This window comes from Burkholderia sp. NLJ2, from assembly GCF_049487195.1.
Lineage (GTDB): Bacteria > Pseudomonadota > Gammaproteobacteria > Burkholderiales > Burkholderiaceae > Burkholderia > Burkholderia pyrrocinia.
Window position 1 is genome coordinate 2734241 of record NZ_CP137810.1, and the last position, 22249, is coordinate 2756489.

General features: G+C 68.9%; 18 protein-coding genes. 13 read left to right on the top strand and 5 right to left on the bottom strand.

Annotated elements, in window-relative coordinates; all coding sequences use genetic code 11:
• Window positions 1–16: 16 nt before the first annotated feature.
• Window positions 17–2002 carry a beta-galactosidase gene (locus R9B84_RS34765; RefSeq protein WP_423761896.1) on the bottom strand — a complete coding sequence of 662 codons (1986 nt, stop codon included), beginning with the start codon at window positions 2000–2002 and terminating at the stop codon, window positions 17–19.
• 9 nt (window positions 2003–2011) lie between these two features.
• Window positions 2012–3160: an ABC transporter ATP-binding protein gene (locus R9B84_RS34770; protein ID WP_423761897.1), complete on the bottom strand. Its 1149-nt coding sequence runs from the start codon at window positions 3158–3160 to the stop codon at window positions 2012–2014.
• A gap of 189 nt (window positions 3161–3349) precedes the next feature.
• Between R9B84_RS34770 and R9B84_RS34775 the strand changes: the two genes are divergently transcribed.
• The gene (locus R9B84_RS34775; RefSeq protein ID WP_423761898.1) at window positions 3350–4384 is read left to right on the top strand and encodes a LacI family DNA-binding transcriptional regulator; all 1035 of its coding nucleotides are present in this window, start codon (window positions 3350–3352) and stop codon (window positions 4382–4384) included.
• Window positions 4385–4499: 115 nt separating this feature from the next.
• On the opposite strand, the gene R9B84_RS34780 is transcribed toward R9B84_RS34775, so the two are convergent.
• On the bottom strand, window positions 4500–5141 hold the full coding sequence (locus tag R9B84_RS34780) for a GntR family transcriptional regulator (RefSeq protein ID WP_423761899.1): 642 nt from the start codon (window positions 5139–5141) through the stop codon (window positions 4500–4502).
• A gap of 135 nt (window positions 5142–5276) precedes the next feature.
• On the opposite strand from R9B84_RS34780, the gene R9B84_RS34785 reads away from it, so the two are divergent.
• Window positions 5277–5753 carry an OsmC family protein gene (locus R9B84_RS34785; protein ID WP_423761900.1) on the top strand — a complete coding sequence of 159 codons (477 nt, stop codon included), beginning with the start codon at window positions 5277–5279 and terminating at the stop codon, window positions 5751–5753.
• A 114-nt stretch (window positions 5754–5867) separates the two neighbouring features.
• Here R9B84_RS34785 and R9B84_RS34790 read toward each other — a convergent pair whose 3' ends face one another.
• Entirely contained in the window at window positions 5868–6818 is a 951-nt protein-coding gene (locus tag R9B84_RS34790) for a LysR family transcriptional regulator (RefSeq protein ID WP_423761901.1), read from the bottom strand.
• A 114-nt stretch (window positions 6819–6932) separates the two neighbouring features.
• On the opposite strand from R9B84_RS34790, the gene R9B84_RS34795 reads away from it, so the two are divergent.
• The 8 genes from R9B84_RS34795 (at window position 6933) to R9B84_RS34830 (ending at window position 16734) form a co-directional block, all read left to right on the top strand.
• Window positions 6933–8684, top strand: coding sequence for an IlvD/Edd family dehydratase (locus R9B84_RS34795; RefSeq protein ID WP_423761902.1), 1752 nt, complete (start codon window positions 6933–6935; stop codon window positions 8682–8684).
• Between the two features lie 79 nt (window positions 8685–8763).
• The gene (locus R9B84_RS34800) at window positions 8764–10125 is read left to right on the top strand and encodes an MFS transporter (protein ID WP_423761903.1); all 1362 of its coding nucleotides are present in this window, start codon (window positions 8764–8766) and stop codon (window positions 10123–10125) included.
• A 50-nt stretch (window positions 10126–10175) separates the two neighbouring features.
• Window positions 10176–11105 carry a dihydrodipicolinate synthase family protein gene (locus tag R9B84_RS34805; RefSeq protein ID WP_423761904.1) on the top strand — a complete coding sequence of 310 codons (930 nt, stop codon included), beginning with the start codon at window positions 10176–10178 and terminating at the stop codon, window positions 11103–11105.
• 25 nt (window positions 11106–11130) lie between these two features.
• Entirely contained in the window at window positions 11131–12060 is a 930-nt protein-coding gene (locus R9B84_RS34810; RefSeq protein WP_423761905.1) for a Gfo/Idh/MocA family protein, read from the top strand.
• Window positions 12061–12133: 73 nt separating this feature from the next.
• On the top strand, window positions 12134–13147 hold the full coding sequence (locus tag R9B84_RS34815; protein WP_423761906.1) for an arabinose ABC transporter substrate-binding protein: 1014 nt from the start codon (window positions 12134–12136) through the stop codon (window positions 13145–13147).
• A 21-nt stretch (window positions 13148–13168) separates the two neighbouring features.
• A complete protein-coding gene (gene araG / locus R9B84_RS34820) occupies window positions 13169–14722 on the top strand; it encodes an L-arabinose ABC transporter ATP-binding protein AraG (RefSeq protein WP_423761907.1) in 1554 nt (517 codons plus the stop codon).
• 31 nt (window positions 14723–14753) lie between these two features.
• On the top strand, window positions 14754–15773 hold the full coding sequence (gene araH / locus R9B84_RS34825; protein WP_423761908.1) for an L-arabinose ABC transporter permease AraH: 1020 nt from the start codon (window positions 14754–14756) through the stop codon (window positions 15771–15773).
• Window positions 15774–15831: 58 nt separating this feature from the next.
• The gene (locus R9B84_RS34830) at window positions 15832–16734 is read left to right on the top strand and encodes an SMP-30/gluconolactonase/LRE family protein (RefSeq protein ID WP_423761909.1); all 903 of its coding nucleotides are present in this window, start codon (window positions 15832–15834) and stop codon (window positions 16732–16734) included.
• An 87-nt stretch (window positions 16735–16821) separates the two neighbouring features.
• Here the strand turns inward: R9B84_RS34830 and R9B84_RS34835 are convergent, their stop codons facing one another.
• On the bottom strand, window positions 16822–17721 hold the full coding sequence (locus R9B84_RS34835) for an amidohydrolase family protein (protein ID WP_423761910.1): 900 nt from the start codon (window positions 17719–17721) through the stop codon (window positions 16822–16824).
• Between the two features lie 170 nt (window positions 17722–17891).
• Here R9B84_RS34835 and R9B84_RS34840 point away from each other — a divergent pair, with 170 nt between their 5' ends.
• From R9B84_RS34840 to R9B84_RS34850, 3 genes are all read left to right on the top strand, one after another.
• Window positions 17892–18719 carry a p-hydroxycinnamoyl CoA hydratase/lyase gene (locus tag R9B84_RS34840; RefSeq protein WP_423761911.1) on the top strand — a complete coding sequence of 276 codons (828 nt, stop codon included), beginning with the start codon at window positions 17892–17894 and terminating at the stop codon, window positions 18717–18719.
• Window positions 18720–18761: 42 nt separating this feature from the next.
• Entirely contained in the window at window positions 18762–20213 is a 1452-nt protein-coding gene (locus R9B84_RS34845; RefSeq protein WP_423761912.1) for an aldehyde dehydrogenase, read from the top strand.
• Between the two features lie 91 nt (window positions 20214–20304).
• On the top strand, window positions 20305–22209 hold the full coding sequence (locus R9B84_RS34850) for a feruloyl-CoA synthase (protein WP_423761913.1): 1905 nt from the start codon (window positions 20305–20307) through the stop codon (window positions 22207–22209).
• The last annotated feature ends 40 nt before the right edge of the window (window positions 22210–22249 follow it).

Here is a 22249-nt window from a genome sequence, read left to right on the forward strand (position 1 = left end):
GCGCCGGTGGCGGGTGCTACGAACGGCTTCGGTACACGGCGACGCCTTGCGGCTCGACCTGCGCGGCGCCGAGCACGATTGCCGACGGCGGCACCGCGTCGATCGTGTGCGGCGTGTCGCCATAGTTGAATACGTAGGTCAGGCCGCCGCGCCGGCTCACGCGCACGCCGTCGCCGAGCGGCGTCGGTGCGAGGCCCGCTTCGGCCGCGACATCGGCGAACAGTTGCGCGGTGGTCGCGTCGTCGAACAGTGCGGCCCAATAGTGCAGCACGCCATGCGACACGCAGGCCGGATGACCGTCGGCGAAGCGTGCGCGCACGACGCTGCGCGTGTCGTCGTGAAGCTCGACCAAGTCGCGCCAGTGGCGCGCATCGCCCGCGAGCGGCGAGCCGTCGCGCAGCGTGCCGTCGATCCGCTCGGTCACGTTCGGCCGCAGCGATTCGACGCGCCACACGCGGATCGGCAGGATCGACGCGAGCGGGCCGGGCGGCAGCGCCGGCGGAATCTGCAGGTCGACGGTCTTCGAGCCGGTGCGCGGCCCGAACACGGCATGTGCGCCCGATGCGGCGAGCCGTGCCGCGAAATCGTCCGGCACGATCGGCAGCGGCGGCACGACCACGAGCCGATAGCCGTCGAGCGGCGCATGCACGGAGACCACGTCGACGTCGAGGCCGAGCGAACGCAGTGCCGAGTAGTACTCGAATGCGAAACGCGGGTAGTGGAAATCGGCGCCTTGCGGCTGCACCTCGAACAGCCACTTCGCTTCGTAGTCGTAGATCAGCGCGACGGGCGCACGCACCGGATCGTCCGCATCCGCGCCAGCGTCGTGCACGGCCGCGATCTCGCGCGCGACGCGTTGCGCCTCGCGGCCGCCTTCGTCGAGCTTGTCGTCCGGCGTGTGCAGGCCCGCATGCATCTGCTCCTGCGCGAACGGCGCCTGCCGCCAGCGGAAGTACGACACGCAGCCGGCGCCGTGCGCGAACGCCTCCCAGCTCCACAGGCGCACCATGCCCGGCAGCGGCGCGGGGTTCCAGTGCGCCCAGTTCACGGGCCCCGGCTGCTGCTCCATCACCCAGAACGGCAGCTTCGACATGCCGCGATACACGTCGTGATTGAACGACGCGAAATCGGGATGGCCGGTGCGCAGCCAGCGCGCCTTCACGTCGGGCGCGAACCATTGCTCCTCGAGCGCGCCGAGCGGATAGCTGTCCCACGTCGCGATGTCGAGGTCGCGCGCCACCTCGTAATGGTCGAACTCGGTGAACAGCTGCATGAAGTTGTGCGCGACGGGCCGGCCCGGCGAGTGCGCGCGGATCACGTCGACCTGCATCCGGTGATAGCGCGCGACCTCGTCGGACGCGAAGCGCCGGTAGTCGAGGCGATGCGACGGATGGGCCTCGGTCACGGTGCCGACGGGTGCGTCGACTTCGTCGAAGTGGCGATACTCCATGCTCCAGAACACGGTGCCCCACGCGCGGTTCAGCGCGTCGATCGTGCCGTAGCGTGCCTTCAGCCATCCACGAAAGCGCACGAGCGCGGCCGGCGAGTAGCTGACGACGGTCTGGTGGCAACCCAGCTCGTTGTCGGTCTGCCAGTAGCGCACGGCCGGATGGCGGCCGTAGCGTTCGGCGACCGCGGTGCAGATCTGGCGCGACGCTTCGAGATAGGTCGGCGACGAGAAATCGTAGTGGCGGCGCGAACCGAACGCGCGCGGCCGGCCGTCGGCGCCGATCGCGAGGATGTCGGGATGACGGTCGACCAGCCATTTCGGCGGCGTCGCGGTCGGCGTGCACATCACGATCTCGAGGCCGGCCGCGCCGAGCACGTCGACCGCGCGGTCGAGCCAGCCCCAGTCGTATTCGCCCGGCGACGGCTCGATGCGGCTCCAGGCGAATTCGGCGATCCGCACCTGCTCGATGCCGAGCGCTTTCATCCGGCGGGCGTCGTTCGCCCACATCGATTCCGGCCAGTGTTCCGGGTAATAGCAGACTCCGAGGCGCATACGCGATCCTTAAGCGTAGTGATGAACGTGGACGTCGGCGCACGCGGGCACCGCGCGGCCGTCTTCGGTGAACAGATGGCAGGCCGCGGCCGGCGCATGCACGTGCACGCGTTCGCCGCTGCGCACCTGCGCGTCGCCGGGCACCTTCGCGATCAGCGGCACGCCGCCGGGCTGGTCGAGGTGCACGTAGGTCTGTTCGCCCAGGCGCTCGACGAGCGCGACGTCGCGCACGAGCGTCGTCGCGTCGTGCGCGGCGCCGAGCGTCAGGTGCTCGGGGCGAATGCCGAGCGTCACGGTTGCGCCGGCACCGAGCGCGGAGCCGTCGCGCGGCAGCGTGAAGGTTTCGCCGGAAGGCGCGACCGTGACGGTCGTGCGGCGGGCATCGGATGCGGTGACGACGGCCGGCAGGAAGTTCATGCGCGGCGAGCCGATGAAGCCGGCGACGAAGCGGCTGGCCGGATGGTGGTAGAGGTCGAGCGGTGCGCCGACCTGCGCGATGCTGCCGTGCTGCGCGGTATCCGCGCCGGCGTGCAGCAGCACGATCCTGTCGGCGAGCGTCATCGCTTCGGTCTGGTCGTGCGTCACGTAGACGACGCTCGCGCGTTCGAACTGCCGGTGCAGCCGCGCGATCTCGATGCGGGTCTGGCCGCGCAGCGCCGCGTCGAGATTCGACAGCGGTTCGTCGAACAGGAACACGCCGGGCTCGCGCACGATCGCGCGGCCGATCGCGACGCGCTGCCGCTGGCCGCCCGACAGCGCCTTCGGCTTGCGGTCGAGCAGCGTATCGAGCTGCAGGATGCGTGCCGCATCGCGCACCTTCCGGTCGATCTCGGCTTTCGGCACGCGCGCGAGCTTCAGCCCGAACGCCATGTTCTCGTAGACCGTCATGTGCGGAAACAGCGCGTAGCTCTGGAACACCATCGCGACGCCGCGCTCGGCGGCCGGCACGTCGTCGACGCGGCGGCCGTCGATCGACAGCTCGCCCGCGCTCAAGTCCTCGAGCCCGGCGATCATGCGCAGCAGCGTCGACTTGCCGCATCCGGACGGCCCGAGGAACACGCAGAACTCGTGCGCGCCGATCTCCAGATCGACGTCGCGAATGACCGGCGCGTGATCGCCATAGGCTTTCTGCACGCGTCGCATCGAGATGCTCGCCATTGTCTCCGCTCCATGTTTTAATGCGCCATCATGTCTGATTAAGCGCTTAATCACCGCGATCAAAAAAAGAGGCGACGCGATCGCGGCCGAGTCGCGCCCGATGGTCGGGCGGCAAGGTGTGCGGCGATAGTGCGCCGCTTCGATGAACGAAGCAAATACTGGATCGACGTCTCATATAGTGGGCAAACCATGGCGACACTGGATGAAGTTGCGCGCCGCGCCGGCGTGACGGCCGCGACGGTATCGAACGTGCTGCGCGACCGCGGCCGGGTCGGCGAAGCCACGCGCGCGCGGGTGCTGGAAGCCGTGCAGGCGCTCGGGTATCGGCCGCATCTTGCTGCCCGGGCGCTGGCGGAAGGGCGCGCGCCGACGGTCGCGCTGATGGTGTCGAGCATCGCGAACCCGTTCTATCCGGAGTTCGCGCTGGCGGTCGAACGCGCGGTGCGCCGCAACGGGCAGTTCCTGATCGTCTGCAATACGAACGAAGATCCGCTGCAGGGGCGCGCTTATCTCGACCAGATTGCCGGCACGGTGTCCGAGGGCATTCTCGTGACCAACGCGAACCTGCACCTGCCGGATCTGCTCGACGTCGCGCGACGCGGCGTGCCGGTCGTGCTGTGCCTGTGGGAGCGGCCCGAGGCGCCGCCCGACGGATTGCCGTGCGTGGCCATCGATTTTCGCGAGGCGGGGCGGATCGCGACGCGGCATCTGATTGAACTCGGGCACGAGCGCATCGGCTTGATCGTCGGCGGGTCGGCGAGCGGTGTGCAGGCGCCGCGTTACGACGGCTTCGTCGACGTGATGCGCGAAGCGGGGCTCGACGCGTCGATCGTCGCGGCCGAGCACGATTCGATCGAAGGCGGCGTGCGCGCGGCGGGCCGGCTGCTCGACGCGCATCCGCAGCTGACCGCGCTGGTCGCCACCAACGACCTGCCCGCGATCGGCGCGATGCATGCGGCGGCCGATCGCGGCAGGCGCGTGCCCGACGACCTGTCGATCGTCGGCATTACCGACATCCATCTGGCAAGCGACACGCGGCCCACGCTGACGACCGTCGCGATCCCGACCGGCGAGGCTGCCGGCCTCGCGGTCGAACTGCTCAACGCGTTGCGCGAGGCGGGTGGCCGGAGCGACGATGCGTCGCGCGTGCGGACTGCGTCGCTGCCGCGGCTGGTGGTGCGCGGTACGACAGGCCGCGTATCGAGCGGGAGCGCGACGCGGTAGAAGGAAGAAGACACCGCGCGTGGCGGCGCCGGGAACATCGAGTTCGCCGACGCAATCGGCGCGGCCCGGCGCGGAGCCGCGTGCGGTGTGGAAACCGGCAAACGCAGCGCCGGCCTCAACCGCCTTCGACGAGCCGCATCACGATGCTTCTGGCCGATTCGAGATGCGCGACCGTCATCGAACGGGCCGCGCGCGCGTTGCGTTCGCGGCACGCCTGCAGGATCTCCTCGTGCTCGACCTGGAACGACGGCGTATCTGCGAGCAGCGTGGCCTGCAGGCGCTCGTAGCGTTCGACCTGGCTGCGCAGCTCGCCGATCGTCTTCAACTGCCGCGCGTTGCCGCAGCACGAATACAGCAGCGCGTGGAATTCGCGGTTCAGTTCGCCCTGCCGGCGCGGCACCGCCGCGTCGCCGAGCAGGCGATGAACGAGTTCGGCGCGCGCGAGCGTCTCGTCGTCGAGCCGCTTTACGCTCCGGTAGATCGCATCGCCTTCGAGCAGCGCGCGCAGATCGTAGATTTCCTGCACGTCCGGCGCGCTCAGCATGCGCACGACGGCGCCGCGATTCCTGAAGATATCCAGCAATCCTTCGCGTTCCAGCCGCTGGATCGCTTCGCGCATCGGAATCCGGCTGATGCCGAAGCGGTCGGCCAGGTCGCGCTCGACGAGCCGTTCGCCGGCTTCCAGTTCGCCATTGATGATCATGTCCCGCAGCGATGCGGCCACCGCGTCCGCCGTGGAGTCGAGTTTGGCTTCCATGCCTGCGTGTTCCTTACTTCACTTTGGAATAATGGTATACCAAACGAGAATCCGGTGCCACAATGGCGGCCACAGGCGGGCTCCGTAAAATGAAATCCGGCCCGGTCGACGCAACCGACATCAATGGAGAGCGAGATGGCATCAGGCGAACACAAGTATCGCGTCGCAGTGCAGTGGACGGGCAACCGCGGCACCGGCACGTCGGGGTATCGCGAGTACGGCCGCGATCATGTGATCCGCGCCGGCTCGAAGCCGGACATTCCCGGTTCGTCGGACGCGGCGTTCCGCGGCGACGCATCGCGCTGGAACCCGGAGGACCTGCTGCTGGCGTCGGCATCGGCGTGCCACAAGCTCTGGTATCTGCATCTGTGTTCCGAGGCCGGTATCCGCGTGCTCGCGTATGTCGACAACGCGGAAGGGACGATGCTCGACAGTCCCGAGCAGGGACGCTTCACCGAGATCGTGCTGCGCCCGCACGTGAGCATCCAGGCCGGCGACGATCTCGAGCGGGCGGAACACCTGCATCATGATGCGCACGCGAAGTGCTATATCGCGAACTCGGTCAATTTCCCGATCCGCTGCGAACCGGTGATCGAGTTCGCCGCCGCGTGACGCGTCGGCAACGGAAAGCAAGATGAAGCTGTTCTGCTACTCAAGAAATGCACGCGTGGCGCCGCACTTCGTGCTCGAAGCAATCAACGCGGGCGGGCCTCACCCCCCGCCGCGTCACAGCACGACGCCGTAAACCTCGCGCGCCGCCGCCCGGATCGCATCGGCCATCACCGTGACCGCCGGCGAATGCAGCCGGTCGGTGCGCGTGATGATCCCGAAATCGTCCATCCGGCAATCCATCTCCAGCGGCAGCACCGTGACGATCCCGTGTCGCGCGTAGTAGCGCGCGACGTCCTCGGCCAGCACCGCGATCATGTCGCTCTGTTCGAGCAGTTGGGTGATGAACAGCAGCGCGGCCGTCTCGACGAGGTTCGCCGGCGGCGCGAGGCTCGCGCGCTGGAACACGAGCTCGAAGCGATGGCGCAGCACGCTGCCGGCCGGCGGCACGACCCACGCGGCGCGCTGCACGTCGGCGAGCGCCAGCGGCGCCTGCGCGAGCAGCGGATGGCCGGGCCGCACCACCGCGGCCACCGTTTCGCCGGTCAGGGGCTCGTAGCGCAGGCGCAGCTTGTCGTGTTCGGCGGAGAGCCGGCCGAGCACGATGTCGATCTTGTCCTGCGCAAGGTGTTCGAGCAGCACGTTGCTGGTGTCGATCCCGACCGACACGTGCAGGCCCGCATGCGTGCCCTTCACGGCGGCGACGGCCGGCGGCACGAGCCGCAGGCCCGGCGACGTGATCGCGCCCACCGCCACATGCCCGAGATGGCCGGCCTTCAGCGCCGCCAGTTCCTCGTGTGCCTGGTCGAGACTGCCGAGCGCCGCGCGCGCGTGGCGGATCAGCGCGTCGCCGTACAGCGTCGGCCGCATCCCGCGCGGCAGGCGCTCGAACAGCACCGCGCCGATCGATTCCTCGAGTTCGCGCAGCAGCTTCGATGCGGCCGGCTGCGTCATGTTCAGCGCGGCCGCCGCGCGATGAATGCTGCCTTCGTCGGCGAGCGCGACGACCAGCAGGAGCTGGCGGGTTTTCAGGCGGCTGCGGTTTCCCCATGGGCTGGCGTCAGTCATCGTACGGGTTTATATCGATATCGGAATCGATATCGTAATCGCCTAAAACGTCATTAGCGAGTTATCAAAATTCTGCCTAGACTGCGCCGGTATCCCGTCACCACAGGACTGACGATGTCGGCAACAAAACCCAGGCTGCGCTCCACCCAATGGTTCGGCACGAACGACAAGAACGGCTTCATGTACCGGAGCTGGATGAAGAACCAGGGCATCCCCGATCACGCGTTCGACGGCCGGCCGGTCATCGGCATCTGCAACACGTGGTCTGAACTGACGCCGTGCAACGCGCACTTCCGCAAGCTCGCCGAGCACGTGAAGCGCGGGATCTCCGAAGCGGGCGGTTTCCCGGTCGAGTTCCCGGTGTTCTCGAACGGCGAATCGAACCTGCGGCCGTCCGCGATGCTCACGCGCAACCTCGCGTCGATGGACGTCGAGGAGGCGATCCGCGGCAATCCGATCGACGCGGTCGTGCTGCTCGCCGGCTGCGACAAGACGACGCCCGCGCTGCTGATGGGCGCGGCGAGCTGCGACGTGCCGGCGATCGTCGTGTCGGGCGGGCCGATGCTGAACGGCAAGCTCGAAGGCAAGAACATCGGTTCGGGCACGGCCGTGTGGCAGCTGCACGAAGCGCTGAAGGCCGGCGAGATCGACCTGCACCACTTCCTGTCGGCCGAAGCCGGCATGTCGCGCTCGGCCGGCACCTGCAACACGATGGGCACCGCGTCGACGATGGCATGCATGGCCGAGGCGCTCGGCGTCACGCTGCCGCACAACGCGGCGATTCCGGCCGTCGATTCGCGCCGCTACGTGCTCGCGCACATGTCGGGCATCCGCATCGTCGAGATGGCGCTCGAAGGGCTCGTGCTGTCGAAGGTGCTGACGCGCGCCGCGTTCGAGAACGCGATCCGCGCGAACGCGGCGATCGGCGGCTCGACGAACGCGGTGATTCACCTGAAGGCGATCGCGGGCCGCATCGGCGTGCCGCTCGAACTCGAGGACTGGATGCGCATCGGCCGCGACACGCCGACGATCGTCGACCTGATGCCGTCGGGCCGCTTCCTGATGGAAGAGTTCTATTACGCGGGCGGCCTGCCGGCCGTGCTGCGCCGGCTCGGCGAAGGCGGGCTGCTGCCGAACCCCGACGCATTGACGGTCAACGGCAAATCGCTGTGGGACAACGTGCGCGAAGCGCCGAACTACGACGACGAGGTGATCCGTCCGCTCGACCGGCCGCTGATCGCGGACGGCAGCATCCGCATCCTGCGCGGCAATCTCGCGCCGCGCGGCGCGGTGCTGAAGCCGTCGGCGGCGAGCCCCGAGCTGCTGAAGCATCGCGGCCGCGCGGTGGTGTTCGAGAACCTCGAACACTACAAGGCCACGATCAACGACGAAGCGCTCGACGTCGACGCGAGCTCCGTGCTCGTGCTGAAGAACTGCGGGCCGCGCGGTTATCCGGGGATGGCCGAGGTGGGCAACATGGGGCTGCCGCCGAAGCTGCTGCGCCAGGGCGTGAAGGACATGGTGCGGATTTCCGACGCGCGGATGAGCGGCACCGCGTACGGCACGGTCGTGCTGCACGTCGCGCCGGAGGCCGCCGCCGGCGGGCCGCTCGCGGCGGTGCGCAACGGCGACTGGATCGAGCTCGACTGCGAGGCCGGCACGCTGCATCTCGACATCGCGGATGACGAACTGCAGCGCCGCCTGTCGGATGTCGATCCGACCGCGGCGCCGGGCGTGGCCGGCCAGCTCGGCAAGGGCGGCTACGCGCGGCTGTACATCGATCACGTGCTGCAGGCCGACGAGGGGTGCGACCTCGACTTCCTGGTCGGCATGCGCGGCGCGGACGTGCCGAGCCACTCGCATTGATTGGCGTGCGCGCAACGCGGCACAGGTGAAGCAGGGCAGACCGGCGACGACGCCGGCGCGGCCCACCCATGGAGACACGATGACGACGACGCAGCACCCGTCCGCGACACCGGCCGCGGCTCAATCCGGCCCGTCGGCCGCCGTCGACGAACGGCAGTTGATGCGCACGCTCACGCGCAGGCTGGTGCCGTTTCTCGCGTTGATCTACGTGGTGGCCTATGTCGACCGCACGGTCGTCGGCTTCGCGAAGCTGCACATGAACGCGGCCGTCGGCCTGAGCGACGCCGCGTACGGGCTCGGCGCGGGCCTGTTCTTCATCGGCTATTTCCTGTGCGAGGTGCCGAGCAATCTCGCGCTCGGCCGCTTCGGCGCGCGTGTGTGGTTCGCACGGATTCTCGCGACGTGGGGCGTGATCACGATGGCGATGGCGCTCGTGCAGGGGCCGACCAGCTTCTACGTGCTGCGCTTCCTGCTCGGCGCGGCCGAAGCCGGCCTGTATCCGGGCATCCTGTATTTCCTCACGCAGTGGTTTCCGATGCGCGGCCGCGCGCGCGTGATCGGGCTGCTCGTGCTCGCGCAGCCGATCGCCGGCATCGTGACGGGGCCGCTCGCGGGTTGGCTGCTGTCGACGCACGGGCTGTTCGGGCTGTCGAACTGGCAGACGCTGTTCGTCGTCAGCGGCCTGCCGGCCGTGCTGCTCGTGTGGCCGACGCTGCGGCTGCTGCCCGAATCGCCGGACCGCGCGCGCTGGCTGAACGATGACGAGCGGCACTGGATCGCGCGCCAGCTCGCCGCCGATCGCGACACGTATCGCCCCGACGCGCACCGCAATCCGCTCGCCACGCTGGCCGACCGGCGCGTGCTGCTGCTCGCGGCGCTGTTCCTGCCGTTCCCGCTGTGCATCTACGGGCTGTCGCTGTGGCTGCCGACGATCATTCACGCGTTCGGCGTGGGCGACGCGGCCACCGGCCTGCTGTCCGCCGTGCCGTACCTGTTCGCGGTGGTCGGGCTGCTGGTCGTGCCGCGTCACTCGGATCGCACGCGCGAACGCTACTGGCACATCGTCGTCGTGTCGGCTGCCGCGGCGCTGACGATGGCCGCGAGCGCATGGGCGCGGCAGCCCGCGCTGCAGTTCCTGTTCATCTGCCTCACGGCGTTCTCGCTTTACTCGATCCAGGCCGTCGTATGGGCGCTGCCCGGCGAGTTCCTGACCGGGACGAGCGCGGCGGTCGGCATTGCCGCGATCAATTCGCTCGCGAATCTCGGCGGTTATGTCGGGCCGTACGGCATCGGCCTGATCAAGCAGGCGACCGGCAGCCTCGCGGCCGGTTTGTATTTCCTCGCGGCGACGCTGCTGTTCGCGGTGCTGATCACGTTCGTGGTCCGCGCGACGCTGCGCGCGCCGCAGCCGGCCGCGGGCGCGCTCGCCCGCGAATCCTGAACGCATTGTTTCCCGGCTGAACGCCGATTCGACCGACGCAGGACCGAACCATGACATCGAGCAGCACGCCGCGCTATCGCGGCATCTTCCCCGTCGTCCCGACGACGTTTACCGACACCGGCGAGCTAGACCTCGCGAGCCAGAAACGCGCAGTCGATTTCATGATCGACGCGGGTTCGGACGGGCTGTGCATCCTCGCGAACTTCTCCGAGCAGTTCGCGATCACCGACGACGAGCGCGACGTGCTCACGCGCACGATCCTCGAACACGTGGCGGGCCGCGTGCCGGTGATCGTCACGACGTCGCACTACAGCACGCAGGTATGCGCGGCGCGCAGCCTGCGCGCGCAGCAGCTCGGCGCGGCGATGGTGATGGCGATGCCGCCGTATCACGGCGCGACGTTCCGCGTGCCCGAAGCGCAGATCTTCGATTTCTATGCACGCGTGTCCGACGCGATCGAGATCCCGATCATGATCCAGGACGCGCCCGCGAGCGGCACCGCGCTGTCGGCGCCGTTCCTCGCGCGGATGGCACGGGAGATCGGGCAGGTTGCGTACTTCAAGATCGAGACGCCCGGTGCGGCGAACAAGCTGCGCGAGCTGATCCGGCTCGGCGGCGATGCGATCGAGGGGCCGTGGGACGGCGAGGAGGCGATCACGCTGCTCGCCGACCTCCATGCGGGCGCGACCGGCGCAATGACGGGCGGCGCGTTTCCGGACGGCATCCGGCCGATCCTCGAAGCATGGCGCGAAGGGCGCCACGACGACGCGTACGCGCGCTACCAGGCATGGCTGCCGCTGATCAATCACGAGAACCGCCAGTCCGGGATCCTCACCGCGAAGGCGCTGATGCGCGAAGGCGGCGTGATCGCGTGCGAGCGGCCGCGGCATCCGATGCCGGAACTGCATCCGGACACGCGCGCGGAACTGCTCGCGATCGCGCGCCGGCTCGATCCGCTCGTGCTGCGCTGGGCGCACTGAGCGATTCGCAAAGGAGGAACGCACCATGACCAAGCAGGTTTCGCTGGGCGTCGTCGGGATCGGCAAGATCGCACGCGACCAGCATCTTCCGGCGATTGCCGCCGAACCGGGCATCGCGCTGACTGCGTGCGCGAGCCGCCACGCGGAAGTCGCCGGCGTGCGCAACTATCAGGATCTCCGCGCGCTGCTGGCCGCCGAGCGTGAGCTCGACGCGGTGTCGCTGTGCGCGCCGCCGCAAGTGCGCTACGCTCAGGCGCGCGCCGCGCTCGAAGCCGGCAAGCACGTGATGCTCGAGAAGCCGCCGGGCGCGACGCTCGGCGAAGTGGCCGCGCTGGAGGCGCTCGCGCACGCGCGCGGCCTCACGCTGTTCGCGACCTGGCATTCGCGCTGCGCGAGCGCGGTGGAGCCCGCACGCGCATGGCTCGCGACGCGCGCGATCCGCGCGGTGCAGGTGCGCTGGAAGGAGGACGTGCGGCGCTGGCATCCGGGGCAGCAGTGGATCTGGGAGCCGGGCGGCCTCGGCGTGTTCGATCCGGGCATCAATGCGCTGTCGATCGTCACGCGGATCCTGCCGCGCGAGCTCGTGCTGCGCGAGGCGACGCTGTTCGTGCCGAGCGACGTACAGACGCCGATCGCGGCCGAACTCGATTGCGCGGATACCGACGGCGTGCCCGTGCGCGCGGAATTCGACTGGCGGCACGGCCCGGTCGAGCAATGGGAGATCGCGGTCGACACGGCCGACGGCGTGCTCGCGATCAGCCGCGGCGGCGCGCAATTGTCGATCAACGGCGAGCCGGTCGAGATCGGCCCCGAACGCGAGTATCCGGCACTGTATGCTCACTTCCGCGCGCTGATCGCGCGCGGCGAAAGCGACGTCGACGTGCGGCCGCTGCGGCTCGTCGCCGATGCGTTTCTGTTCGGCCGGCGCGTGCAGACCGACGCGTTCGGCCGCTGAATGTGCCGGCGCGCTTCGCCGCGACCGCGCACGATGAATGATGAAGACCCAAGTCGATACTAGGAGACACCGCATGACCCGCACGACTCACACGATTCGCCGACACCCCCTGCGTGCGCTGCTGGCCGCGCTTTGCATCGCGCCGCTCGGCATGCAGGGCGCCGCGCGCGCCGACGCGCCGCTGAAGATCGGCTTCCTGGTGAAGATGCCCGAGCAGGCGTGGTTCATCAACGAGCAGAACGCGGCATCCGCGCTCGGCCAGAAGGAGAATTTCTCGGTCGTGAAGATCGGCACGCCCGACGGCGAGAAGGTGCTGGCCGCGATCGACAACCTCGGCTCGCAGGGCGCACAGGGCTTCGTGATCTGCGCGCCCGACGTGCGCCTCGGCCCGGCGATCTCCGCGCGCGCGAAGCGCTACAACATGAAGTTCGTGACCGTCGACGACCAGCTCGTCGATTCGACCGGCAAGCCGCTCGCGAACGTGCCGCACCTCGGGATGTCGGCGACCAAGATCGGCAACCAGGTCGGCCAGGCGATCTCCGACGAGATGAAGCGGCGCGGCTGGAAGCCCGAGGAAGTCGGCGCGCTGCGGATCACCAACAACGAGCTGCCGACCGCGAAGCTGCGCACCGACGGCGCGACACAGGCGCTGCTCGCGAACGGCTTCCGCAAGGAGAACATCTTCGACGCGCCGCAGAAGACGACCGACGACGAAGGCGGCTTCAGCGCGGCCGCGCCGGTGCTCGCACGGCATCCGAACGTGAAGAAATGGGTGGTCTACGCACTGAACGAGGAAACCGTGCTCGGCGCGGTGCGCGCGACCGAACAGCTGCACATCCCGTCGGCCGACGTGATCGGCGTCGGCATCAACGGTGCGGGCGAAGCGTTCGCCGAGTTCCAGAAGAAGGAGCCGACCGGCTTCTACGGGACGATCGCGGTCAGCTCGACGAACCACGGCAAGGACAGCACGCAGAACCTCGTCGACTGGATCCGCAACGGCAAGACGCCGGCGGCCGACACGCAGACGAGCGGCAAGCTGATGACGCGCGCGAACTGGCAGGCCGTGCGCGCCGAGCTCGGCATCTGAGCGGTGCGAGGCGAAAACGCGATGACGACGCAGACGATGACGGCCGTGTCCCGCAGCAACGACGCTGCGGCAGGCGCACCGCCGCAGGACGCCCCGCTGCTCGCGCTCGACGGCATCACGGTGACGTTCCCGGGCGTGCGCGCGCTCGACGCCGTGTCGCTGTCGGTGCGGGCGGGCGAAGTGCACGGGCTGATGGGCGAGAACGGCGCGGGGAAATCGACGCTGCTGAAGGTGCTGTCCGGCGTGAACCAGCCGCAGGCCGGCACGCTGACGCTGAACGGCACGGTGCAGCGCTTCGCGTCGACGCGCGCCGCGCTCGAGGCCGGCATCGCGATCATCTACCAGGAGCTGCATCTGGTGCCCGAGCTGACGGTTGCCGAGAACCTGATGCTCGGGCAGTTGCCGAGCCGGCTCGGCGTGGTCGACGAGCGCACGCTCGCCGCGCGTGCGCTCGATGCGCTGGAGCGGCTCGGCGAGCACATCGATCCGGGCATTCCGGTGAAGTATTTGTCGATCGGCCAGCGCCAGATGATCGAGATCGGCAAGGCGCTGATGCGCGACGCGCGCGTGATCGCGTTCGACGAACCGACGAGCTCGCTGTCCGCGCGCGAGACCACGCAGCTGTTCCGGATCATCCGCGCGCTGCGCGCGGAAGGCCGCGCGATCATCTACGTCACGCACCGGATGGAAGAGGTCTACGAACTGTGCGACCGCGTGACCGTGTTTCGCGACGGCCGCCGGATCGACACGTTCGATTCGGTCGCCGATCTCGACCGCGACCGGCTGATCGGCTGCATGGTCGGCCGCTCGATCGAGGATGTGTACGGCTACCGGCCGCGCGCGGCCGGCGACGTGCTGATCGAGGCGAAGGGGCTGGCGGGGCCCGGGCTGTCCGAGCCCGTGTCGTTTACCGCGCGGCGCGGCGAGATCGTCGGCTTCTTCGGGCTCGTCGGCGCGGGCCGCTCGGAACTGATGAAGCTGCTGTACGGCGCGGTGCGCCCGAGCGCCGGGCACGTCGAGCTGGGCGGGCGGCGTGTCGCGTTTGCCAGCCCGCGCGACGCGGTGCGCGCCGGCATCGCGCTGTGCCCGGAAGACCGCAAGCAGGAAGGCATCGTCGCGATCGCGTCGGTGGCCGACAACCTGAACATCAGTGCGCGCCGGCATTTCAGCCCGGCGCGCATGCTGCTCGACACGCGACGCGAGCGCGAGCTCGCGCAACGCTACATCGAGCGGCTCGCGATCAAGACCCGCGACGGCGACACGCCGATCGGCGCGTTGTCCGGCGGCAACCAGCAGAAGGTCGTGCTGGCGCGCTGGCTCGCCGAACGCATCGACGTGTTCCTGATGGACGAGCCGACGCGCGGCATCGACGTCGGCGCGCGCGCGGAAATCTACAACCTGTTCTACGAACTCGCGGAAGCGGGCCGCACGGTGATCCTCGTGTCGAGCGATCTGGCCGAAGTGATCGGCGTGTCGGACCGGATCATCGTGATGAAGGAAGGACGGATCGCGGGCGAAGTGGAGAAGGCGCAGGCGACGCCCGACGCGCTGATCAAGCTCGCGCTGCCGCGCTAGCGGCTTGCTGTTCAACCGGAAAGAAAGAGACATGAGCCAGGCAATGCAACCCCAACGTAGTTCTCCATCCCCCGATGCCGCTGCCGCGCCCGCGCGAGCGCGCGGCGGCGTGTGGCAACTGATCAACCGCTCCGGCATCGTGATGGTGTTTCTCGTGCTGTTCGCGACGCTGTCGCTGACCGTGCCGGACTTCCTCACGCCGCGCAACATTCAGGGTCTGCTGCTGTCGGTCACGCTGATCGGCTCGATCGCGGTGACGATGATGTTCGTGCTCGCGCTCGGCGAGGTCGACCTGTCGGTCGCGTCGATCGTCGCGTTCTCGGGCGTCGTCGCGTCGACGCTGATCACCGCGACGCACAGCGTGCTGTTCGGCACCGCGGCCGGCGTGCTCGCGGGCGGTGCGGTCGGGCTCGTCAACGGCGTGCTGATCGCGCGCTACCGGATCAATTCGCTGATCGTCACGCTCGCGATGATGGAAGTCGTGCGCGGGCTCGCGTTCATCACGTCGAACGGCGACGCGGTGATGATCTCCGAGGAACGCTTCTTCGAACTCGGGGCCGGCTCGTTCCTGGGCATCTCGTATCCGATCTGGAGCAACATCATCGGCTTCGTCGTGTTCGGCTTCCTGCTGCGCAAGACGGTGTTCGGCAAGAACGTGCTCGCCGTAGGCGGCAACGGCGAGGCCGCGCTGCTTGCGGGGTTGCCGGTGATGCGCATCAAGATCACGGTGTTCGTCCTGCAGGGGCTCGTGACGGGCTTCGCTGGCGTGATGCTTGCGTCGCGGATGAGCCTCGGCGATCCGAAGACGTCGGTCGGCCTCGAGCTCGGCGTGATCTCCGCGTGCGTGCTCGGCGGCGTGTCGCTGACGGGCGGCGTCGCGACGATCTCCGGCGTGCTGGTTGGCGTGCTGATCATGGGCGCGGTGCAGGATGCGATGAGCCTGCTGAACGTACCGACGTTTTACCAATATCTGATACGCGGCGGAATTCTGTTGCTCGCGGTGCTGTTCGACCAGTATCGTCGCAACCAGCGGCGCGCGATGAAGATCTGACCGGCAGCGCGCCGCCCGCTAACGCGACGGATATTCGCGACAGATATCGGGAGACGGCATGCAACAGAATCATCCGGCCGCGTCGGCGACGCTGCTGGCCGACAGCCGCAGCACGCTCGGCGAAGGCGCGACGTGGTGCGATACGACGCACGCGCTGTACTGGACGGACATCGAAGGCGCGCAGTTGTGGCGATGCCGCGCGGACGGTTCCGACCTGACGTCGTGGGCGATGCCCGAGCGGCTCGCGTGTTTCGCGCTGACCGGCGATCCGGACGTGCTGCTCGTCGGGCTCGCGACCCATCTCGCGTTCTTCGACCTGCGCAGCGGCGCGTTCACGCGGATCGTCGACGTCGAGCCCGAGCTGTCGACCCGACTGAACGACGGGCGCTGCGATCCGTTCGGCGCGTTCGTGTTCGGGATGAAGGACGAGGGCAGCGAGCCGCCGCGCGCGGTCAGCGGGTTCTACCGGCTCAATCCGGATCTGACGCTCGAACGGCTCGCGCTGCCGGCGGCGGCGATCGCGAACAGCATCGCGTTCGCGCCGGACGGTTCGAAGATGTATTTCTGCGATTCGCTCGTGCGCGAGATTTTCGTCTGCGATTACCGTGCGGGTGGCGACGTCGCGAATGTGCGGCCGTTCGCGCGCCTGACCGACCCGGACGGCGACCCGGACGGCTCGACGATCGATCGCGACGGCGGCCTGTGGAACGCGCAGTGGGGCGGACGGCGGGTGGTGCGTTACGGGCCTGACGGCGTCGAGACGGCGCGCGTCGACGTGCCGACCGCGCAGCCGAGCTGCGCGGCGCTCGACGGCGAAGGCCGCCTGTACGTGACGAGCGCGCGCGTCGGGCTGAGCGACGACGTGCTGGCAAGCGATGCGCATGCGGGCGGCGTGTTCGTCGCGCAGACGCGGCATGCGGGGCTGCCGACCGCGCGGTTCATGCCGAAGCGCGCAACCTGAACGCCACGGCGCGGCCGGCGGACGCGGCATCGTCGCACGACTGCGCCGGCCGCCACGCCGCAATCGGCGCATTCACCACTCGGCGCGTCACTCGCGCGGCGCGTCGAGCCCCAGTCCCAGTCCCAGCAACGCAACCGCGTTGTCCTTCAGGATCAGCGGGTGCACGTCGGGCCGAAACCCGGCGCCGTGGAAATCCTCCAGCCAGCGATCCGGCTGGATCAGCGGAAAATCCGACGCGAACAGCACCTTGTGCCTGAGTAGCGTGTTCGCATACTTGACCAGTTCCGGCGAGAAATACTTCGGCGACCATCCCGACAGATCGATGTAGACGTTCGGCTTGTGCAGCGCGATCGACAGCGCCTGCTCCTGCCACGGCCACGACGGGTGCGCGATCACGATCTTCATGTCCGGAAAGTCGGCCGCGACGTCGTCGAGATGGATCGGTTCGGAGTACTTCAGACGCAGCCCGCCGCCGCCGCGCATGCCCGATCCCATCCCCGAATGGCCACTGTGGAACACGGCCGGCAGCCCGTGTTCGGCGATTACCTCGTAGATCGGATACGCAAGCCGGTCGTTCGGAAAGCACCCTTGCATCGTCGGGTGGAACTTGAAACCCTTCACGCCGTGTTCCTCGATCAGGCGGCGCGCTTCGCGCGCACCGAAGCGGCCTTTGTGCGGATCGATGCTCGCGAACGCGATCATGACGTCGGCGTTGTCCTGCGCGAACTGCGCGATCTCCTCGTTCGGAATGCGGCGCCGGCCGATGTTCGTCTCGCAGTCGACGGTGAACATCACGAAGCCGATGCGGCGCTCGCGGTAGTACGCGATCGTCTCCGGAATCGTCGGCCGGCGGCCCTGCTTCAGCACCGTGCCGAAGTACTTGTCGGCCGCGTCGTCGAATGCCTTCGCGAACAGGTCGGGCGGCTGGCAGCACGACACTTCGGCATGCACGTGCGTGTCGATGGCGATCAGGTTGCGGACGTCCAAGCGTGTCTCCTCATGTCGTGAAGGGCAGGCGCCGCGCGGCGCGAAGCCGCGCGTTCGTGCCCGTTTAGGGGTTTGTCCCGAGCCGCTTCCATTCTACTTTACATATCAGGTTACCTGATAGTAAATTGGCGTCGAGTCGCGCAGGGCGGCACTGTCATTGGAGAACGAAGATGAGTTACGAAGGTCGCTGGAAAACGGTGAAGGTCGCTGTCGAGGGCGGGATCGCCTGGGTGTCGCTGAACCGCCCGGACAAGCGCAACGCGATGAGCCCGACGCTGAATACGGAGATGATCGACGTGCTGGAAGCGGTCGAGCTCGACGCCGAAGCGCAGGTGCTCGTGCTGACCGGCGAGGGTGATGCATGGACGGCCGGGATGGATTTGAAGGAGTATTTCCGCGAAGTGGACGCGGGCCCGGAGATCCTGCAGGAAAAGATCCGCCGCGACGCGAGCCGCTGGCAGTGGCAACTGCTGCGCATGTATTCGAAGCCGACGATCGCGATGGTCAACGGCTGGTGTTTCGGCGGCGGTTTCTCGCCGCTCGTCGCGTGCGATCTCGCGATCGCGGCCGACGAAGCCGTGTTCGGCCTGTCGGAGATCAACTGGGGCATCCCGCCGGGCAACCTCGTCAGCAAGGCGATGGCGGACACGGTCGGGCATCGCGAGGCGCTGTACTACATCATGACCGGCGATACCTTCACCGGGCAGCAGGCCGCGAAGATGGGGCTCGTCAACAAGAGCGTGCCGCGTGCACAACTGCGCGACGAAGTGCTCGCGCTCGCCGCGAAGCTGCTCGACAAGAATCCGGTCGTGATCCGCAATGCGAAGCACGGCTTCAAGCGCTGCCGCGAACTGACGTGGGAGCAGAACGAGGATTACCTGTACGCGAAGCTCGACCAGGCGAACTATCGCGATCCGGAAGGCGGCCGCGAGCAGGGCCTCAAGCAGTTCCTCGACGACAAGAGCATCAAGCCGGGCCTGCAGGCGTACAAGCGCTGACGCGCGACGCGGCACGCAACCGGACTGAGCGGAGACAGCGAAATGCACGAAGTGAGTTTGTTGATCGACGGCGTGTCGCGCGGCGCGTCGGATGGCGGCACGTTCGACCGGATCGATCCGGCGACGGGACAGGTGGCGTCGCGCGCCGCCGCGGCGACGCTCGCCGATGCGGATGCCGCGGTCGCGGCGGCCGCGCGCGCGTTTCCCGCGTGGGCGGCGCTCGCGCCGACCGAACGCCGCCGGCGGCTGCTCGCGGCGGCCGACCGGATGGACGCGCGCGCCGGCGAATTCATCGAAATCGGCCGCGCTGAAACCGGCGCGATGGCGAACTGGTACGGCTTCAACGTGATGCTCGCGGCGAACATGCTGCGCGAGGCCGCCGCGATGACGACGCAGATCGACGGCGCGGTGATCCCGTCCGACGTACCGGGCAGCCTCGCGATGGCCGTGCGCCAGCCGTGCGGCGTCGTGCTCGGCATCGCGCCGTGGAACGCGCCGGTGATCCTCGCGACCCGCGCGCTCGCGATGCCGCTCGCGTGCGGCAACACGGTCGTGCTGAAGGCGTCCGAGGGGTGCCCGGGCGTGCACCGGCTGATCGGCAGCGTGCTGCATGACGCGGGGCTCGGCGACGGCGTCGTCAACGTGATCACGCATGCGCCGCAGGACGCACCCGCGATCGTCGAACGGCTGATCGCGAACCCGGCGGTGCGGCGCGTCAACTTCACCGGGTCGACGCGCGTCGGCCGGATCGTCGCGACGCTCGCCGCGCAGCACCTGAAGCCGGCGCTGCTCGAACTCGGCGGCAAGGCGCCGGTGCTCGTGCTCGACGACGCGGATCTCGATGCGGCGGTCGACGCGGTCGCGTTCGGCGCGTTCTTCAACCAGGGCCAGATCTGCATGTCGACCGAGCGCGTGATCGTCGACCGAAAAGTCGCCGATGCGTTCGTCGAGCGGCTGGTTGCGAAGGCGCGTACGCTGAAGGCCGGCAACCCGGCCGCACCGGGCGTCGTGCTCGGCACGCTGGAAAGCGCGGCGGCCGCGCAGCGCATCGCGGCGCTGGTCGCCGACGCGCGTGCGCACGGCGCGGCGTTGCCGCTCGGCTGCGAAGTCGACGGCGCGGTGATGCAGCCGACGATCGTCGACGGCGTCACGCGCGACATGAAGCTCTACGCGGACGAATCGTTCGGGCCGGTCGTGACCGTGCAGCGCGTCGACGGCGACGAAGCGGCGCTTGCGGCCGCGAACGACAGCGAATACGGGCTGTCGGCCGCGGTGTTCAGCCGCGACATCGCGCGCGCGATGCAGGTCGCGAAACGGATCGAGTCGGGCATCTGCCACATCAACGGCCCGACCGTGCACGACGAGGCGCAGATGCCGTTCGGCGGCGTGAAGGCGAGCGGCTACGGCCGGTTCGGCAGCAAGGCGTCGATCGCCGAATTCACCGACCTGCGCTGGATCACCGTGCAGACCGCGCCGCGCCACTACCCGATCTGAGCGGGCCGCCGCGCCGCGGCACACACAACGACACAATGAAGTTTCCGCCGCGCGCCGCGAACGCGCCGGCGGAACCGACTGGAGACAGACCTTGGATGCGGATCCGACCCAACTGCGCGGCATCGCCGCCGCGCAGCCGGCCCCCGCCGGCTACCGCCCCGTCGCGATCGGCGCGGCACCGCTCGACATCGCGCAACGCGACGGCTGCTGGACCCTGCGCGCATCGACCGCGCTCGGCGCATACCCGCGCCGGCTGACCGACCGGCTCGTCAGCGGTGCGCAGGCGCACCCGGACCGCTGGCTCGTCGCGCGGCGCGGCCCCGACGGCGCATGGATCGGCATCAGCTATGCGCAGATGCTCGAACGCGCACGCGCGATCGGCCAGGCGCTGCTCGATCGCGGGCTGTCGGCCGAGCGGCCGGTCGCGATCCTGTCCGGCAACGATCTCGAACACCTGCAGGTCGCGTTCGGCGCGTTGTGGGCCGGCATTCCGTATGCGCCGCTGTCGCCCGCGTATTCGCTCGTGTCGAGCGACTACGGCAAGCTCCGCCATGCGCTGGCGCTGCTGACGCCGGGGCTCGTGTTTGCCGCGGACGGCAATGCGTTCCGCGCCGCGCTCGATGCGACGGTGCCGCCCGACGTCGAGCGCGTGGTCGTGTCGGCGGCGGACGGGATGCACGGCGTCACGCGCTTCGCGTCGCTGCTCGACACCGCGCCGGGCAGCGTCGACGCCGCGCACGAGGCGATCACGGGCGATACGATCGCCAAGTTCCTCTTTACGTCCGGTTCGACGCGGCTGCCGAAGGCGGTGCCGACCACGCACCGGATGCTGTGCAGCAATCAGCAGATGCTGCTCGAAACGTTTCCGCAATTCGGCATCGAGCCGCCGGTGCTGGTCGACTGGCTGCCGTGGAATCACACGTTCGGCGGCAGCCACAACGTGGGGATTGCGCTGTACAACGGCGGCACGCTGTACATCGACGACGGCAAGCCGGTCGCCGGCAAGTTCGACGAGACGCTGCGCAACCTGCGCGAGATCGCGCCGACGGTGTACTTCAACGTGCCGAAAGGCTGGGAAGAGCTGACCGCCGCGCTCGAAACGGACGCGACGCTGCGCGCGACCTTCTTCTCGCGCGTGAAGATGTATTTCTTCGCGGGCGCGGGGCTGTCGCAGGCCGCGTGGGACCGGCTCGAACGCGTGACGCTCGCGCACTGCGGCGAGCGCATCCGGATCATGGCGGGCCTCGGGATGACCGAGGCCGCGCCGTCGTGCATGTTCACCACCGGGCCGATGTCGGGCGCCGGCTATATCGGCCTGCCCGCGCCCGGCTGCGACGCGAAGCTGGTGCCGGTCGACGGCAAGCTCGAGGCGCGTTTTCGCGGGCCGAACGTAATGGCCGGCTACTGGCGCGCAGGCCGCGACGACGCGCGCGAGGTGTTCGACGACGAAGGCTATTACCGCAGCGGCGACGCGGTGCGCTTCGTCGACCCGCAGCGTCCGGAGATCGGGCTGATGTTCGATGGCCGGATCGCCGAGGATTTCAAGCTCTCGACGGGGACCTTCGTGAGCGTCGGGCCGATGCGCGCGCGGATCGTGTCGAACGGCGCGCCGTACGTGCAGGACGCGGTCGTGACCGGGATGAACCGCGACGATGTCGGCGCGATGATCTTTCCGCGCGTCGACGATTGCCGCCGCCTCGCGGGCGCGGGGCCGGACGCCGACGTGCGCGCCGTGCTGCAGACGCCGGCCGTGCGCGCGTTCTTTGCGGACCTGTTGCAGCGGTTGAACCGCGACGCGACCGGCAGCGCGACGTTCATCACGCGGCTGTGCCTGCTCGATACGCCGCCGTCGCTCGATCTCGGCGAAATCACCGACAAGGGTTCGATCAACCAGCGCGCGGTGCTGACGCAGCGCGCGGCAGTGATCGAAGCGATGTATGCGTATGACGCAGCCGATGCGGGCGTGATCGTTGCCGGCGCGGCGCGCGGCGCGTAAGGCGCGCGCGCTGCGGCGCGTCTACCGCGCCGCACGCACT